The sequence below is a fragment of the Methanosarcina hadiensis genome, assembly GCF_046529725.1.
Classification (GTDB): domain Archaea; phylum Halobacteriota; class Methanosarcinia; order Methanosarcinales; family Methanosarcinaceae; genus Methanosarcina; species Methanosarcina hadiensis.
On record NZ_CP136241.1, the window covers coordinates 3,440,524 to 3,455,651 of the forward strand.

The following is a 15,128-nucleotide window of genomic DNA, read 5'->3' on the forward strand; positions in this document are numbered from 1 at the left end:
ATTGATCTCCAGTGGCTGAAAATGCTGCGTCTTGTACCGCGTTAGGGAAGATGTAGGCGTTCGAGGCTTACCTGAATTTTAGGTCATTCTGGTTCCAAATCTTTTTTAGACCCTTAAGGGTCCGCTTTGCCAAAGGAGGATAGAAAAATTCATTAGCGGTGAATTTCTGATGAAAGCGGACAAAAATTTGAATGAAACACTGAACATATCATATAAAGCCCTTTTTTTTAGCTTTGCATCGACCTTTTTAAAATTAACCGCCGGACTTTCAGGAAATAGTACAGCACTTATTGCAGATTCGGTCCGTTCCTCCTCAGGGTTAATCAATGAACTCAGAAAGCTCCTTGAAGTATTTATAGCAAGCAAACCCGAAGATTGGAGCCATAACTACGGACACGGAAAAATTGCAACCCTCTTTATGGGAGCCGGAGCATTTATACTCCTTTTTGCTGGGGCGCAGTCAATAAGCATATCTCTGGAAGAACTGATCACATTCATACAGGGAAAAGAGATAGAAGCCCCTGAGATCTTTGCATTATACTCAGCCGCCCTGATACTTGTATCAGGCGAAATTATTCCTTTACTTGGCAGAAAGACCGGGAGATATATGAATGGCATTTCACCGGAACCTGACATTAATACCAGAAAATCTCAGGTTAGAAGTTTACTTCTCTCCTGTTTTGTTACTCTGGGCATAGGATGCACCTTTCTTCCCGGAGAAAACTGGGTTATAATTGATTCTTTTATTGCAATTCTTATAAGCCTCTACCTTCTCGGGACCTCGGGCAAGCTTCTGTACGGCACTACCAACGAACTCATAGAAGCCTCCCTTGATGAAAAAGAGAATAGAAAAATTAGAGAGATAATAAATAAAACCGAAGGAGTAACGGGTTCCAGCGAACTTAAAACTCGGAAAATAGGAAATGGGATAGCAATTAATGCGTGTATTACTGTAAATGACTCTTTAAATATACAGGAAGTTACAGAAATCACGGACAGGGTGGAAAAAAGATTGAAAACAGCCTACGGACAGGAAGCATATACTCTAATAAAAGCACAACCCGGTCCTGAAAAAAAATGTTCTTACCGGAAAAGGGAAGGAATATCTGAAGAAGGTAGAAAGAAAATAATGGTATGAACAGGTAAATATAGAGTTGGCTTTGAAAACCAGCCAGGCAACTATAAACCCAAAAAAATAAAATAGTGGGAATAATATAGTAAGGAAAAGTAACCAGAATATTAATTCGAAGAAGAGTGCCATTATAGTTTGCTATCTCTGGTTTCCAATGGCGGCGGCTTCAATCTTAATCAATTAATAGATAACCGGTTAATTACCTGTTATTCAATTAGAAAGGTAAAGGTCTTTCTGGATACCGGCTTTGAATTCTTCTTTCAAAATGGAAGGTATGACCAGATATCCATTTAGTTACTGCATGTTTAACAACTATTCAGGCTTTAATTAAAGTGACAGGCTTTAGCCAGCACCGGAACCTGTAATCCCGAAGTTAATGTACTCAAAGCTGACTGATTGTCAATGATAAATATCTCAGAAATAAGAATTCTCTGGAAAGCCTGAAGAATCCACTATCCAATTCATAAGAGAGGAAACAAAGAAATGCACTTCAGTCTTGGAATAGATGCAGGGGGCACATATACCGATGCCGTTATCGTAAGGGATTCTGATGGGGCAGTGGTAGAGTCAAGCAAAGCTCTAACGACCTATCCTGACCCCCTGCCTGGAATGAAAAACGCACTCGACAAGCTTGACCCGGAATATCTCGGGGACATAAAGCTTGTATCAGTATCCACCACACTATCTACAAATACAATCCTGGAAAGTACGGGATTTCCTGTAGGGCTAATTATGGTGGGAGACTACGTGATCCCTGAAAAACTTCCTACAGATTACTGGATAACAGTTTCAGGCGGGCATAATAGCGATGGAGAGGAACTAAAAGCCCTTAACCTTGATGAGGTAGAGGAATTTGCGCTCAAGGTACAGAGTAAAGTTTCGGCTTTTGCTGTTTCTTCTTATTTCAGCAACCGGAATCCCGAACATGAACTTGCAGTCAAAAAAGCTGTAAAAGAGCTCACAGGGCATCCTGTTGTTTGCGGGCATGAGCTGTCGCAGGATCTTGGGGCATATGAGAGGGCTATAACTGCTTTCCTGAATGCTCAGCTAATTCCTATTACTCACAAGTTCATCCAGGCAATAATCAGAGAATTTGAAGGCCGTGGAATCAACGCAAATATGCTGATGTTAAAATGCGATGGGTCTGTGGTCGGAATCGAAGAGGCTCTGGAAAAACCTATTGAAACCATTTTTTCAGGTCCCGCCGCAAGTCTTGTGGGCGCCTCCCACCTCACCAGGCTGGATACATGCGCTATGATTGATGTTGGAGGGACAAGCACGGATGTTGCCATGATGAAAAACGGACTTCCTGAACTCAGCAGCTCAGGTGCGGTAGTTGGAGGCTGGCAGACCCGTGTAAAAGCTATCCGTATGGAAACCTCAGCAACCGGAGGGGATAGCCATATCTGGCTTAAGGGCGACAGAATCAATGTAGGCCCCCGCAGGGTAATTCCTTTATGTAGAGCTGCTGCCATATATCCCGGATTCAGGGAGAAACTAAAGCATAACAGGGTAGCGAAAGGTTACCTCTGTGAAAACATCCAGGTAACGAAATTTTATGTCAGGACAGGGTTCAGACCTATAGAATTGAAATCAGGGGAACGTGAAATCTACAGGCAGATAGGAAAAGAGCCTGTTTCTTTCGGAGACCTGCTTATAGCCCTGAAAAAACGTCCTTCCCCTCTAATACTTGACTCACTGATACAGAAGAGGCTGATCCAGGCGATAGGTTTTACACCTACCGATGCCCTGCACGTCCTTGGCGAATATACGGAATGGGATGTGGAGGCTGCAAGAATAGGGGCTTACCTACTTGGAAGATCACTTAAGCAAGACCCTGAAATTTTCAGTGCAGAGGTAAAGCGCAGGGTTGCGCGTAACATTGCCGAAGACCTTATCGCATATATGATAGAAGGAATGCCCAGAGACGAAATTGACAGAGTGCTTAAGGGAAAAAATTTTACACGTTTCTGCGTAGAAATTCCCGTGGTACTTCTCGGAGGCCCTGTAGGGGCGTATGCTGAAGACCTGAGAAAGCTGATCAATGCCGAGTTTATAGTTCCCGAACACGCTGATGTGGGCAATGCAGTCGGTGCCCTTGTCGGGAAAGGGATTAAAAGAGTGGAGATCCTCATAAAAACCAGGCTTGTCCCCAGGACAAGAGAAGAAGTCGTTCCCCTGGGGGAAGAGCACTGCGCAGCTCCGGAGAGTGAAGTTATACAGGATATGCTCCAGGAAGAAAAGAAAAACGAGTTTATTGTATTTTCTCCATCCGAAAGGAAAAAGTTTGAGGTATATGCCGAAGCTCTTGAGTATGCTGAAAAACTGGGGAGACAGCTTGTTATGGATTATATGAACAGCGCAGGGCTTGCGAAAGAAGATATAAGAATAGATGTAAGCAGGAAACACCTGGCACCCAGCGGCTGGACAGACGTTCCTCTGGAGACAAAACTCGTTTATGTAGGGATAGGAATTCCGAGGAATAACGTGACAGTCTGACAGAAATATAGAGATAGAAGTTGTTGAACATTATAAGTAAAAATATATATCTTGAGGCATAACCCTATAAATCCGGCTAAAGGGAATAACACAATCAAAAAAGGATATGGATCACTTATAGAATAAAAAATGGGGCTGTTTTAACATGCAATATAGTCTGGGTATTGATGCAGGTGGAACATACACGGATGCTGTCATCCTGAGAGATTCGGACAGCAAGATCCTTGATGCCAGCAAGGCTATTACCACCTATCCAAACCTGATGACCGGAATTCGAAATGCAATTAATAAGTTGAACCCGGAATATCTCAAGGAAGTAAAACTTGTATCGGTTTCTACAACTCTCTCTACAAATACTATTCTTGAAAGGACAGGTTATCCTGTTGGCCTGATTCTTGTAGGGGACTATACTGTTCCAAGAGAGCTCCCCGCCGATTATACGATAACGGTTAAGGGAGGACACGACAACAATGGAGATGAGCTCCAGCCTCTTGATATTGCAGCCGTGGAGCAATTTGCAATTAGCCTTAAAAACAAAGTGTCTGCTTTTGCTGTCTCTTCATATTTCAGTATCAGAAACCCCGAACATGAAATTAAGATAAAGGAAGTAATCCTTAAACTGACAGGACATCCAGTAGTGTGCGGGCATGAGCTTTCCCAGGAACTCGGAGCGTACGAAAGAGCAGCTACGGCAGTATTAAACGCCCAGCTGATTCCTATAACCTACCAGTTTATCCATTCTATCATGACCGAAATAAAGGAAAGAAGCCTTGATGCAAAGGTCCTGATGCTGAAATGTGACGGTTCAGTCATAGATATAAAAGGAGCAAAACTGCGCCCGATTGAAACAATCTTTTCAGGTCCCGCTGCAAGCATTATTGGAGCTTCACACCTATCGGGACTTAACACCTGTGCCGTTATTGATGTTGGAGGGACCAGTACGGATGTCTCCATAATTAAGAACGGAGAGCCGGAACTCTGCGAAAAAGGCGCAATTGTCGGTGGCTGGCAGACACGCGTGAAAGCTATAAAAATGGAAAGTTCGGCAAATGGAGGAGACAGCCATATATGGTTCAAGAAATGCATAAGGGTAGGCCCTAGAAGAGTCATGCCTCTCTGTTTTGCTGCAGTAAACTATCCAAATTTCAAGGAAAAACTTGAGAAAAATCCCATACCTCTGAGAACCATGCTCAATGAGCATATTCAGCCTACCAAGTTTTTTGTCCGGACCGGGACTGCACCTCTAAACCCTACTGAAAGTGAACAGAAACTGCTTGAAGTAATAGGAGACGAACCTCTCTCCATTCATGATATATTAAATAAAACAAAGCGTTTTCCCTCTCCCGAAGTACTTGATTCCCTGCTCAACCAGAGAGTAATTCAGGCTATAGGTTTTACGCCTACGGATGCCCTGCATGTCCTGGGAGAATATACGGAATGGGATGTAGGGGCTGCACAGATAGGCGCCAAAAAACTTTCCCGCTTTACTCAGTTAGGAGCGATCGCTTTCTGTAAAAAAGTGAAGCAGCAGGTTGCGAAAAATATGGCTTACAGCCTCATATCCTTCATTATGGAAGGCAGGGGAAAAGATGGGATAAAAATGATGCTGGAAAAAGACGTGCCTATCCAGTATAAAGTAAATGTTCCTATCGTTTTGCTGGGAGGACCTGTAAAAGCTTACTATGGAGAACTGAAGTCCCTTATTGATGCAGAAATAATTGTCCCCGAACAGGCAAGAGTGGGAAATGCGGTCGGAGCTCTTGTAGGGAAAGGAATTAAAAGAATTGAGATAACTATCAGACCGTCCTCAATGGAAAACCCGGATCAGAATTTCCTTGTATTTACCCCGGCTGGAAGAAAGAAATTTGAACACTACAGGGCTGCAATGGAATATTCTCAAAAAGCTGGCGAAGAACTCATCCTTGATTCGATGAAAGACTTCGGGCTCCCGGAAAATTTGATAAGGATAGGTACAAGCATAGAGTATCTTGTTCCTCCGGGATGGAAGCAAACCCCAATGGAAACAAAGATGACATTTGTGGGGATCTGTACTCCTGGTGCTCTAATAGACTGAGTTTTAGATCTGTACCAGATAAAGAATTTAAAAATACCGGAGGAATGATTCTGGATTTAGAGAACAGCCAGAGAACCAGCCTGCGAAAGGAAGAATTGGCAATGGTCCGCAGGGAATGATACTGCAGGAAGTATGGAGAGATGGAGTCTTCACTTATTGACCTTGTTTTCCGCTCCGATAAAAGAAAGAATCTTCTTATACTGCTGGATAGCGGCTCAAAAAGTATTGATGAAATAAGGGATGAACTGGATGTCACTGCCACTTCGATCCTGCCCCAAATAAAAAAATTGATAGACAGTGATCTTATTGTCCAGGAAGACCGGATGTATAAGCTTACCGTACTGGGAGAATTTATAATTAAAAAGGTGAAGCCACTTATCTGTGCCCTTGAAGTCGTGGAAAAGAACAACTGTTACTGGACAGGCCACGATCTGAATTCAATTCCCCGCCACCTGCTTGAAAGGATCGCAGAGCTTGGAGACTGTACCCTGATTGAGCCTGACCTGAACCACATTTATGAGCCTTCCCAGAAGATTATTGATAGCATGGTGAATGCAAAAGTAGCTTCAACCTTTGCATCCTATTTTAATCCTGCTTATCTGCCTCTGTATGTCGAACTTGGGAGAAAGGACGCCGAGTTATCCCTTAATTTTACACAATCCGTATGGGACCATCTCTCAAACGAGCACTCAAATATGATAAAAGAGTTAATGGGCATGGATAATGTAAGCATTTACATTTCCAGAGAGGTAAAAATCTCTGAGGTTACGGTGACCGATGAAATAATGCTACTGGGACTTTTTGATAAAAACGGAAAGTTCGATCAGCAGTTTGTTTTAAGCTTTGAGCCAGGTGCCCGGAAGTGGGGGCAGGAATTATTTGATTATCTCAAGAGGCTTTCCAAACAGGTAAAGTGACATAGAACTTAAAAACTTAAAATAACTTAAAAATCTAAACGAGGAAAAACAGAGATGAAAATCCCAGCTATTTCTGGATGTATATCCTGACCAGTTTCTCATGAACATGAAGAAAGAATCAATCAGGGATTTCCCGGATAAAACCCGGGAATAGGGACATCAAAAACAAAATAATGAAAAATAATTATATATCTTATTGTAGTATTTTGTTACGCAAAAATGGCAATTTTCATGATGTTCCTGCAGTTATAACCTGTGAGATTACTTTTCCGTAACGTCAGGTTATGGAGAAAGTTAGAGAAGTGTTTAAACTTCCGGTACAGAGATATATACAATGTTTGATATACAGGATGAAAAACAAGAGAGGGAATTAGATGGAATCATCATTACTTGATGTTCTCTTTCTTTCAGAAAAAAGGAAAAACCTGCTTCTGCTTCTTATGGACGGGCCCAAGACTATCGAGGAGATTAAAGACACGCTCGATGTACGCTCAAGTCCGATAATGACACAGATAAAGATCCTGATGAAGCAGGACTTAATTGTTGAAAATAACAGGCTATACAAGCTTTCAAGTATCGGAGAGATTCTTGTTCCCAAGATGAAAGCTATCCTCGAAACGTTCAGTGTTTTCGATAAAAACCACAATTACTGGATAAACCAGGATATGACGTCGATTCCTCCCGAGTTTCTGGATAACATAGGGAAGCTTGGAGATTACATGGAAGTAAACCCGGACAGAAACCATGTTTTCGAGTATCCGAAAGAAGTAGTAAAACATCTTTCCGAATCCGAGAAGGTGATGATTTCCTCTTCATTCTTCCTTCCGATTTATCCGTCTCTCTGTATAGAGCTCGCAGCAAAAGGCACGGATATTACTCTGGTATTCACGGAATATGTCTATGACAGGATGCTTAACGACTACAGGAAAGAGCTTGAGCATTTCCTTAACTTAAAGTACACAAAACTGTATGTATGCAATAACAATAATATGAAAATCGCATCAAGCATAGTTACAGAAAAGTTTATGGCTCTGTCTCTATTTTGCAATAGCGGGATCTATTACAACCATAACCTGGTAAGCTTTGACGACAGCGCACTTAAGTGGGGGAAAGAACTTTTTGACCATTATAAAGGTATGGCAAGGCCAATTACCAGGGTCTGAAAGAAAATTCTCCTTCTTTTCTACTAGATTTTCAATAAATCAACTTAGATTAAACTGTTTTTGAAATTATGCTCTTTGAGCTAAAACATTGTTTTTCAGTTAACGGAAAAATTACGCTATTTCTGTATGCTTTTTTGTACGGATTCTTCAGGACTTGAGCTTGAGGTCTGTAAACTGAGAGTATAAAAGATTTCATAAAAATTTATTTAATCGAAAAAACCTGAAATCTGATAAAAAACGGCTCTAAAAAAGGAGAACTGAGTATCTCAGCTCACCCTGATTGTAATGTTCATTGCAGGGACGTCTTTTACAGTGAAAAGGTAAGTCCCCGGAGCAGTAAAAGTGTAGCTGTAAGGAACACTGTAAGCCAGTTTCTGTTCAGAGAAGAGTCCGTCCTCACTGACCAGAACATAGTTGCCCTGCCTTTTGCCGCTCCACCAGGAAACCGTGTCACCTGTTTTAATATCGAGCTCTGAGGGTCTTGATACATTATAATACTCGAGGCGGACAATATGTTCTTTTCCAGACCCTGAAGTAGCGTTTTCCTGCGGTACGTTTTCCTGCGGTTGTGCTGAGGCTTCTGAAGCATCGGGCTCTTCAGCTGCAGAATCTTCTTCCTCGGCACATCCGGAGGCAAATAAAAACACAAATACCAGAAGCAAAACCAGAATTTTCCCTTTCATGAATCTCACCATCTTTTGGTCTTTATTTATAAGTTAATTTGTATTCATTATCTTTTTGATAGATTTCAGATGTAAGTGAGAATGAACAGAAAAGATAAGGGAAAAATAGGATCTAAAAGAAAAGTGGAGAGATTACAGGAATATGAAATCAAAAGATTTGCTCCCTCAAATATGATATCGAGAACTTCAAGCTTCACCATGTCTGGTGCATGTGGAAACGCATACTTACCCAAAGCTTTGGCCACATCAAGTGCTTTTTCTGGATATTTGCCGAGAAATAAACCAACAGCTGCACCTGTTTTTACTCCATCCCTTATACCTGAGAAAGCACCTGCCGCATTCAAGGCAACTCCAAGTTCGTCACCATTGATTAGAGCCTGAACTGCATCCCTGGCATCAGCCACAGCACCGGCAATAGGAACCAGTGAAAAACCGATCCAGCCCACGATATAGTAAGGAGAAGAAGCGATCTCGCTATCAACAGACCCGGCAAGGCTCCCCCCTTCAATCCCGCATTTCCCGAAGACTGCGCCAAGAACGATTGCACGACCGATTTCAAGGGTGCTGGGTTCAGATTCTATGCTGACTGGGGAGAGAGGATATTCATCGTCAAAGTCAATTATACTGTCCTTGTCTGTATCTGCTGAGAGGGGATTTGTACCAAATTCAAATTCCTGTAAGTCGTCAATCCCGTCTCCGTCACTGTCCGCTTTTGTCGGATCGCTGAATAGTTGGAAGTACTTGCAGCCGTTAACTGTTGTCCACGTGCCTGCCTCTTCATTGTCGGCAAGTCCATCGCTGTCAGTGTCGGAATTGTAGGGATCTGTATAGTAGACATGACCCTGAGTATCCATCCATCCGTGCATTTCCAGATCATTTGGCAGCCCGTCACCATCCGAATCTGTCAGGTTTAAGGAAGGTATCGAATTTCCCACATATGACAGGATGTAGGAGAGGTTGTACGTATTATCCGAATAAGTGTCATCATTATCCCACAGCCCGATCTTATCGCCCAAATGGTTGAACTGCAATAGGCCGGGTGCTATTCTTATCGCGCACAGAGGAGAATCGTTCGAGCCGTATGTGAGGTGCATACCCAAACGGTCGTGATCACTCACATTCGCATATGGATAGTTATTTCCACGGCTGCTCCATGCGTACATACGTACTGCCTGGTTGAACCCTGATCAATGTACGCCAGTGTGCATGCCATCCAATTGCGCTGGTCTCCAGTATCGAAATATCAACCATACAGCGGAGGACAACCAGATTATAAGGTTCAGTGAAAAGAAGAGTGTAAAAATCCATAAGATGTAAAAATTCGGAAAGTAATATGCAGTCAAGAATCAAAAATAACCGAAGAATAATCAAAAATAAGAATTTACGTCCCGACTGAGACTTGAACTCAGGTCTAAGGCTCCGCAGGCCTCAAGGATATCCACTACCCTATCGGGACGCAAGCGAGCACCACTCATAAGCACATACTAGAATATAAACCTTATTATTCAAAAGCCAGACCAACCTGCGACAAATCTATCCGGTGTCCCTGAAAAATGGAGGGAAAAAACATGTTATCAATGACCTCAATATCAATAAAGATTAAATGCAACAAGTTCTTTTTTATAATTTATGTCGATGACCATAGGACTTGCAGGAAAGCCCAATGCGGGCAAATCCACCTTTTTTAAAGCGGCTACCCTTGCAGATGTTGAGATTGCAAATTATCCTTTCACAACCATAAACGCTAACCACGGCGTTACATACGTCAGGGCTGAGTGCCCGTGCAAGGAGAAAGGAAAAACATGCGGGAAGTGCGTTGACGGGATCAGGCTTGTTCCTATTGACATTATAGACGTTGCAGGGCTTGTGCCGGATGCATGTAAAGGGAGAGGGCTTGGAAACACATTTCTTGATGAGCTGAGACAGGCCCAGGCGATAATTCACGTGGTGGATGCTTCAGGCGGGACAGACTGCGAAGGCAACCCTGTGGACATAGGAGACCACGACCCCCTTGAAGATGTGGCATTCCTTAACAGGGAAATAACAATGTGGCTGTATGGGATTCTTGATAGAAACTGGGTTAAGCTTTCCAGAAAAATCCAGGCAGAGGGTCTCAAGCTTGAAACGGTAATCTCAGAACAGCTTGCGGGTGCAGGAATTAAGGAATCCCATGTTAACGCCGCCTTAATGGAAACAGGACTTGCAAGGATGGATCACGTTAAGTGGACTGAAGAGGACATGATCCGGCTCTGCGACACCATGAGGGAAATTAGCAAACCCATGCTTATTGCTGCAAATAAGGCTGATATTGCCCCAAGGGAAAACCTGGATGAGCTAAGGGAACTTGACAGGATAGTAATATCTACGAGTGCAGCAGCCGAACTGGCTTTAAGGTCAGCGGCAAAGGGCGGGATAATAAAATATACGCCTGGAGACAGGGACTTCGAGCTGCTTACGGAAGACATTACGAAAGCCCAGAAGAAAGGGCTTGAAGCCATTCATAAAGTGATTGAACGTTTTGGGACTACAGGCATTCAGGAATGCATAAACAGGACTGTCTTTGAACTTCTGGACCTTATTGTTGTATATCCTGTAGAAGATGAAGGAAAATGGTCGGATAAGCTTGGTAATATGCTGCCGGATGCCTATCTTATGAAAAGAGGGTCTACCTGCCACGACCTTGCATACCAGATCCATACCGAAATAGGAGACCGTTTCCTGTATGCAGTTGATGCAAGAACAAGGCTCAGGCTCGGGGAAAAACACGAGCTAAAAAATGGGGACGTAATCAAGATTGTATCTACTGCAAAGTAACCCGCATAAAAGGAACTAGAGAATCTGATACTGTAAAAAAACGGAAGCATTGGATAACAGTAAAAATTCAGATCAATTAAGGTTTTATTTAGAAGGAGTATTTAATGGATCTGCTTTCTTTTGGTCAGCCTCTTTATGAGAACTATCTGTCCTGGCAAATAACAAGATCAGCTACAAAAATCCCGGCACATGTGGCTCTTATTCTCAAGGAAACAGACCTCCTTGAATACAGAGGAATTGAAAAACTATTGACTGCACTCCTTACATTCAGGAAATTTAAGGTAGAACTTGTGAGCATCTACGTAGATATTCTTAAGGATGACCAGCCTGTGAAAATCGAGCTTGCTTCGACGCTTGGAGAGAGATTGGAAGACAGTTTCATGGATCTTCCTGACGGGACAGGTTATGAAATATACGGACTCGAAGGAGAAGTAAAGAGCAGCCGGCAGGGAAAGGATTTTTTTGTGTATTTATCGCTTGGTTTCGGAGGGAGGGGGGAAATTACCAGATCCGTGATTTCTATCCTCAAGGAGGTTAAGGACGGGCGCATCAGACCTGAAGATATTGATGAAAAAATGCTTGAATCAAATCTCCTTGTCAAACACGAACCTGATATAATGATCCGCTCAGGCGGGCAGAAACTTTCAGATTTCCTTGTCTGGCAGTCCGTATATTCGGAACTATATTTTACTGACGTTAACTGGAAAGATGTTAGAAAAATAGATCTCCTGAGAGTGATAAGAGATTTCCAGAAAAGGCAGAGAAGATACGGGAAGTGAAACCGGATGGAGTTTGGGGAGAGAACTGGAAACCGTTATGTTGTGATTGTGTGCCCTAAATGCAGACAGCATGCCCAGATAACCGAAACCGGAAAAAAAACAATCAGGTGCCAGCACTGCGGAGCCCTCCTTCAGGCTCGAAAGCTCAGAGTCCTGGGTTCTTATGAAGAATTATCCGAAGCTGTAGACTTCAGGACCCGAGTACAGGCCGAACTTTCAGGAAAAGGGAAAGAGACGTTTTCTCTGAAAACTTTTTCCGAAGAGACTGGCAGCTCAGGCCCGATAGACAAAACCGTGCAAAAAATAGCTAAATTTCAGGCGTCCGAGTCCTCCCCTGCAGGTATACAAACTAAAAAAGACCAGAAATCAATCATGAGTGATATCCTTAAAGCTTCGGATGGAAAAATGAAGATAGAAGAATTTCGTGAGAAGGCTCTGGATAAAGGGATAAATGAAGAAAAGTTTGATACAATCCTGAAGAAACTTCTGGAAACAGGAGAGCTTTACTCTCCGGAACCGGGCTTTGTAAAGCTTATATAATTATAAACAAAAGTATGCATTCGGTACCGGTATCTTTTTGATAACTTACCATCAGGATCAGAGCCGGGTTTAAGAATTCCCAGCTGAAAACCTGTTGTTCATGAATCTGCTTTTGGAGTTACTATCCTCATCAGGGATGATATTAAAAATTAAATAGTGAGAGTATAAAAAGAAGACTAATAAGAGACTGGCAAACAATTTTTTGTTGGCCGGAAATCATTTTTTCGAGATTCTCAGTATCATTTATTATAAAGTCGAATAAGAAAACATATATTAAGTACGAAAAGATTTACTATAATCAGGCATTTAAAAGCAAAAACACATCCGATTTGAATAACTGGACTACAGGCAATGAGATTCAGAGATTATTATAATAATCCGGAGCTCACTGATATAAACACCTATAGCTACCCGGAAAACTACTTAGCAAAATCTCATTAAAACCGCCCTGGGTTTATTCATCAGGATCATCAGTAAAAGGTTCAGTACGTGGTTTTGTAGTTTGTCGTTATTATCCGTAAACTTTACGGAATTATAGAGGGTATAACGGTGTTATAGACATGATGGATCCGCAAATAGAAAGAAAACTCATTGAAATCATGAGGGTTATTCACGAAAGTGACAAGCCTATAGGTGCCCGGGCTATAGCTGACGAACTGAACAACCGGGGATATGATATAGGAGAGCGGGCTGTCCGTTACCACCTCAGGATCCTGGATGAGAGAGGGTTTACACGCAAACACGGATACGCCGGGCGTACGCTTACCGATCTTGGAGAAAACGAAATGAACGATGCCCTGATAGGGGACCGTTTTGGTTTTGTAATATCCAGAATAGAAGAAATGGCGTTCAGGACTACCTATAACCCCGAAACTGACAGAGGGGATGTAGTGGTAAACATTTCTTATTTTGACAAGGATGACTTCGAAACTGTTATCGAAGTAATTTCATATACGGCTCATGCAGGTTATATGATAAGCCCGAGAGTAAGGATATTCGAAGAGGACTCCCCTGAGATGCCTCTGCCTCCCGGTAAGGTAGGAATAGCCACAGTATGCAGCGTCACTTTTGACGGGCTTCTTCTGAAAGCAGGAATCCCGGTAGAACCTGCTTACGGAGGAATCCTCCAGATAGAGAATAAAAAACCTGCACGCTTCCTTGACCTTATTTCTTACAGCGGAACCTCTATTGACCCCATAGAGATTTTCATGAACAGAACTCCTACTTCAGTTCTTGATGTACTTGAGAAAGGCGAAGGAAAAATCCTTGCCAATATGCGGCAGATAAATGCCTCTGCTTATGAGACAACAGGAAATGTCCTGAAAAAAGCAAAGAAAGTAGGGCTAGCAGGCTGTATCACCCTGGGAGAAATTGACGAATTCTTGCTTGGAGCTCCGGTTGAAATTGGAAAGTTCGGGGCTGCAATAGTAGGAGGAATTAACGGAATCTGTGCCCTGGAGGAAACGGGAATCGAAATCGAGACAAACCCGATTTCTACCATGTTGGACTACCAGACAATGAAAGAAATATAAATTTTATTTTTAAATTTGGGCCGGAAACCGACGAAAAAAGAGGCAGGAAGATGCTCAGGCTGACAGTGCTGTATGATAATGAAGCCTGCCCCGGATTTACAGGCAGCTGGGGGTTTTCGGCTCTAATTGAAACAGATACAGAAACCCTCCTTTTTGATACAGGCTGGGACGGGGTCCTCCTTTTAAAGCATATGGAAAAAACAGGTGTCAGCCCTGTATTTATAAGCAAACTTATTCTTTCCCATCAGCACTGGGATCACATAGGCGGCCTGCCGGAAATCCTGAGTGCAAATCCTGGCATTACCGTTTATGTTCCTGCATCTTTTTCAGAGAACCTGAAAAGGGAAATTAAGAAGAGAGCTTCACTGATAGAAGTAAAGGGAGCCATTGAAATATCTGACAGCGTCTGGAGTACAGGAGAACTGGGAGATAAGATAAAAGAACAATCTCTGGTTCTGACTGCTGGAGAAGGCTCCTTTGTGCTTACAGGTTGCGCTCATCCGGGTATAGATGCTACTCTGGATGCCGCTCTTTGCCACGGAAAGGTTACAGGAATTATTGGAGGGCTGCACGACAGTGAAAGTTTTGACAGGCTTTATGGAATGGAACTGATAGCAGCCGGACACTGTACCGCTCATAAGGAAAAAATAAAGAAACTTTTTCCCTCAAAATACATGGAAACTCGAGCTGGCCTGTGCCTTGAGTTAACCAGATACTGATCTGCAGGTGCATTTTAAGAATAAGATAATCTCAGATAACTGCATGTAATATTCCCATTTTCAGTCACTACCTCATAATTTCTTAATTTTCTCAAAACTAGCCTGTTCAGGACACCTGCTTTAACAACTCTAAGTTGCGGGAAATTAAACTCATGATTTTATTTTCCAAAGTGTGCACAGAAGGCTTCAAGAAACAATGGTTAGAAATATGATGTCCTCCTAAAAGAAGAAAGGATTTCATGCAGAGAGCTGGGGATAAAAGAGGGCTGCCATAGG

At 42.6% G+C, this 15,128-nt stretch carries 13 protein-coding genes and 1 tRNA gene; 10 read left to right on the forward strand and 4 right to left on the reverse strand.

The genetic code is table 11. From position 1 onward, the window contains the following. Positions 1-169: 169 nt before the first annotated feature. The 5 genes from RSJ42_RS14795 (at position 170) to RSJ42_RS14815 (ending at position 7,785) form a co-directional block, all read left to right on the forward strand. Positions 170-1,138, forward strand: a complete 969-nt coding sequence (locus tag RSJ42_RS14795; protein WP_410508029.1) for a cation diffusion facilitator family transporter — start codon at positions 170-172, stop codon at positions 1,136-1,138. A gap of 477 nt (positions 1,139-1,615) precedes the next feature. Then, positions 1,616-3,631 carry a hydantoinase/oxoprolinase N-terminal domain-containing protein gene (locus tag RSJ42_RS14800; RefSeq protein ID WP_410508030.1) on the forward strand — a complete coding sequence of 672 codons (2,016 nt, stop codon included), beginning with the start codon at positions 1,616-1,618 and terminating at the stop codon, positions 3,629-3,631. A 145-nt stretch (positions 3,632-3,776) separates the two neighbouring features. Beyond that, positions 3,777-5,705 carry a hydantoinase/oxoprolinase N-terminal domain-containing protein gene (locus tag RSJ42_RS14805; protein ID WP_410508031.1) on the forward strand — a complete coding sequence of 643 codons (1,929 nt, stop codon included), beginning with the start codon at positions 3,777-3,779 and terminating at the stop codon, positions 5,703-5,705. 140 nt (positions 5,706-5,845) lie between these two features. Then, the gene (locus RSJ42_RS14810; protein ID WP_410508032.1) at positions 5,846-6,622 is read left to right on the forward strand and encodes a helix-turn-helix transcriptional regulator; all 777 of its coding nucleotides are present in this window, start codon (positions 5,846-5,848) and stop codon (positions 6,620-6,622) included. A 374-nt stretch (positions 6,623-6,996) separates the two neighbouring features. Continuing rightward, the gene (locus tag RSJ42_RS14815; protein WP_410508033.1) at positions 6,997-7,785 is read left to right on the forward strand and encodes a helix-turn-helix transcriptional regulator; all 789 of its coding nucleotides are present in this window, start codon (positions 6,997-6,999) and stop codon (positions 7,783-7,785) included. A 266-nt stretch (positions 7,786-8,051) separates the two neighbouring features. Here RSJ42_RS14815 and RSJ42_RS14820 read toward each other — a convergent pair whose 3' ends face one another. From RSJ42_RS14820 to RSJ42_RS14835, 4 genes are all read right to left on the reverse strand, one after another. Further along, positions 8,052-8,468, reverse strand: a complete 417-nt coding sequence (locus tag RSJ42_RS14820; protein WP_410508034.1) for a cell surface lipoprotein — start codon at positions 8,466-8,468, stop codon at positions 8,052-8,054. A 65-nt stretch (positions 8,469-8,533) separates the two neighbouring features. Beyond that, positions 8,534-9,631: a hypothetical protein gene (locus tag RSJ42_RS14825; RefSeq protein WP_410508035.1), complete on the reverse strand. Its 1,098-nt coding sequence runs from the start codon at positions 9,629-9,631 to the stop codon at positions 8,534-8,536. Further along, a complete protein-coding gene (locus tag RSJ42_RS14830; RefSeq protein ID WP_410508036.1) occupies positions 9,603-9,776 on the reverse strand; it encodes a hypothetical protein in 174 nt (57 codons plus the stop codon). The genes RSJ42_RS14825 and RSJ42_RS14830 overlap by 29 nt, the downstream gene beginning before the upstream one ends. 76 nt (positions 9,777-9,852) lie before the next feature. Then, positions 9,853-9,924, reverse strand: a tRNA-Arg gene (locus RSJ42_RS14835). 173 nt (positions 9,925-10,097) lie between these two features. On the opposite strand from RSJ42_RS14835, the gene RSJ42_RS14840 reads away from it, so the two are divergent. The 5 genes from RSJ42_RS14840 (at position 10,098) to RSJ42_RS14860 (ending at position 14,852) form a co-directional block, all read left to right on the forward strand. Then, positions 10,098-11,282 carry a redox-regulated ATPase YchF gene (locus RSJ42_RS14840; RefSeq protein WP_410508037.1) on the forward strand — a complete coding sequence of 395 codons (1,185 nt, stop codon included), beginning with the start codon at positions 10,098-10,100 and terminating at the stop codon, positions 11,280-11,282. 104 nt (positions 11,283-11,386) lie between these two features. Continuing rightward, complete coding sequence (locus tag RSJ42_RS14845) at positions 11,387-12,061, forward strand: undecaprenyl diphosphate synthase family protein (RefSeq protein ID WP_410508038.1); 675 nt, start codon at positions 11,387-11,389, stop codon at positions 12,059-12,061. Positions 12,062-12,067: 6 nt separating this feature from the next. Further along, positions 12,068-12,601, forward strand: a complete 534-nt coding sequence (locus RSJ42_RS14850) for a DUF5817 domain-containing protein (protein WP_410508039.1) — start codon at positions 12,068-12,070, stop codon at positions 12,599-12,601. Between the two features lie 560 nt (positions 12,602-13,161). Beyond that, complete coding sequence (gene nrpRI, locus RSJ42_RS14855; protein WP_410508040.1) at positions 13,162-14,133, forward strand: global nitrogen regulator NrpRI; 972 nt, start codon at positions 13,162-13,164, stop codon at positions 14,131-14,133. A 50-nt stretch (positions 14,134-14,183) separates the two neighbouring features. After that, a complete protein-coding gene (locus RSJ42_RS14860; RefSeq protein WP_410508041.1) occupies positions 14,184-14,852 on the forward strand; it encodes an MBL fold metallo-hydrolase in 669 nt (222 codons plus the stop codon). The last annotated feature ends 276 nt before the right edge of the window (positions 14,853-15,128 follow it).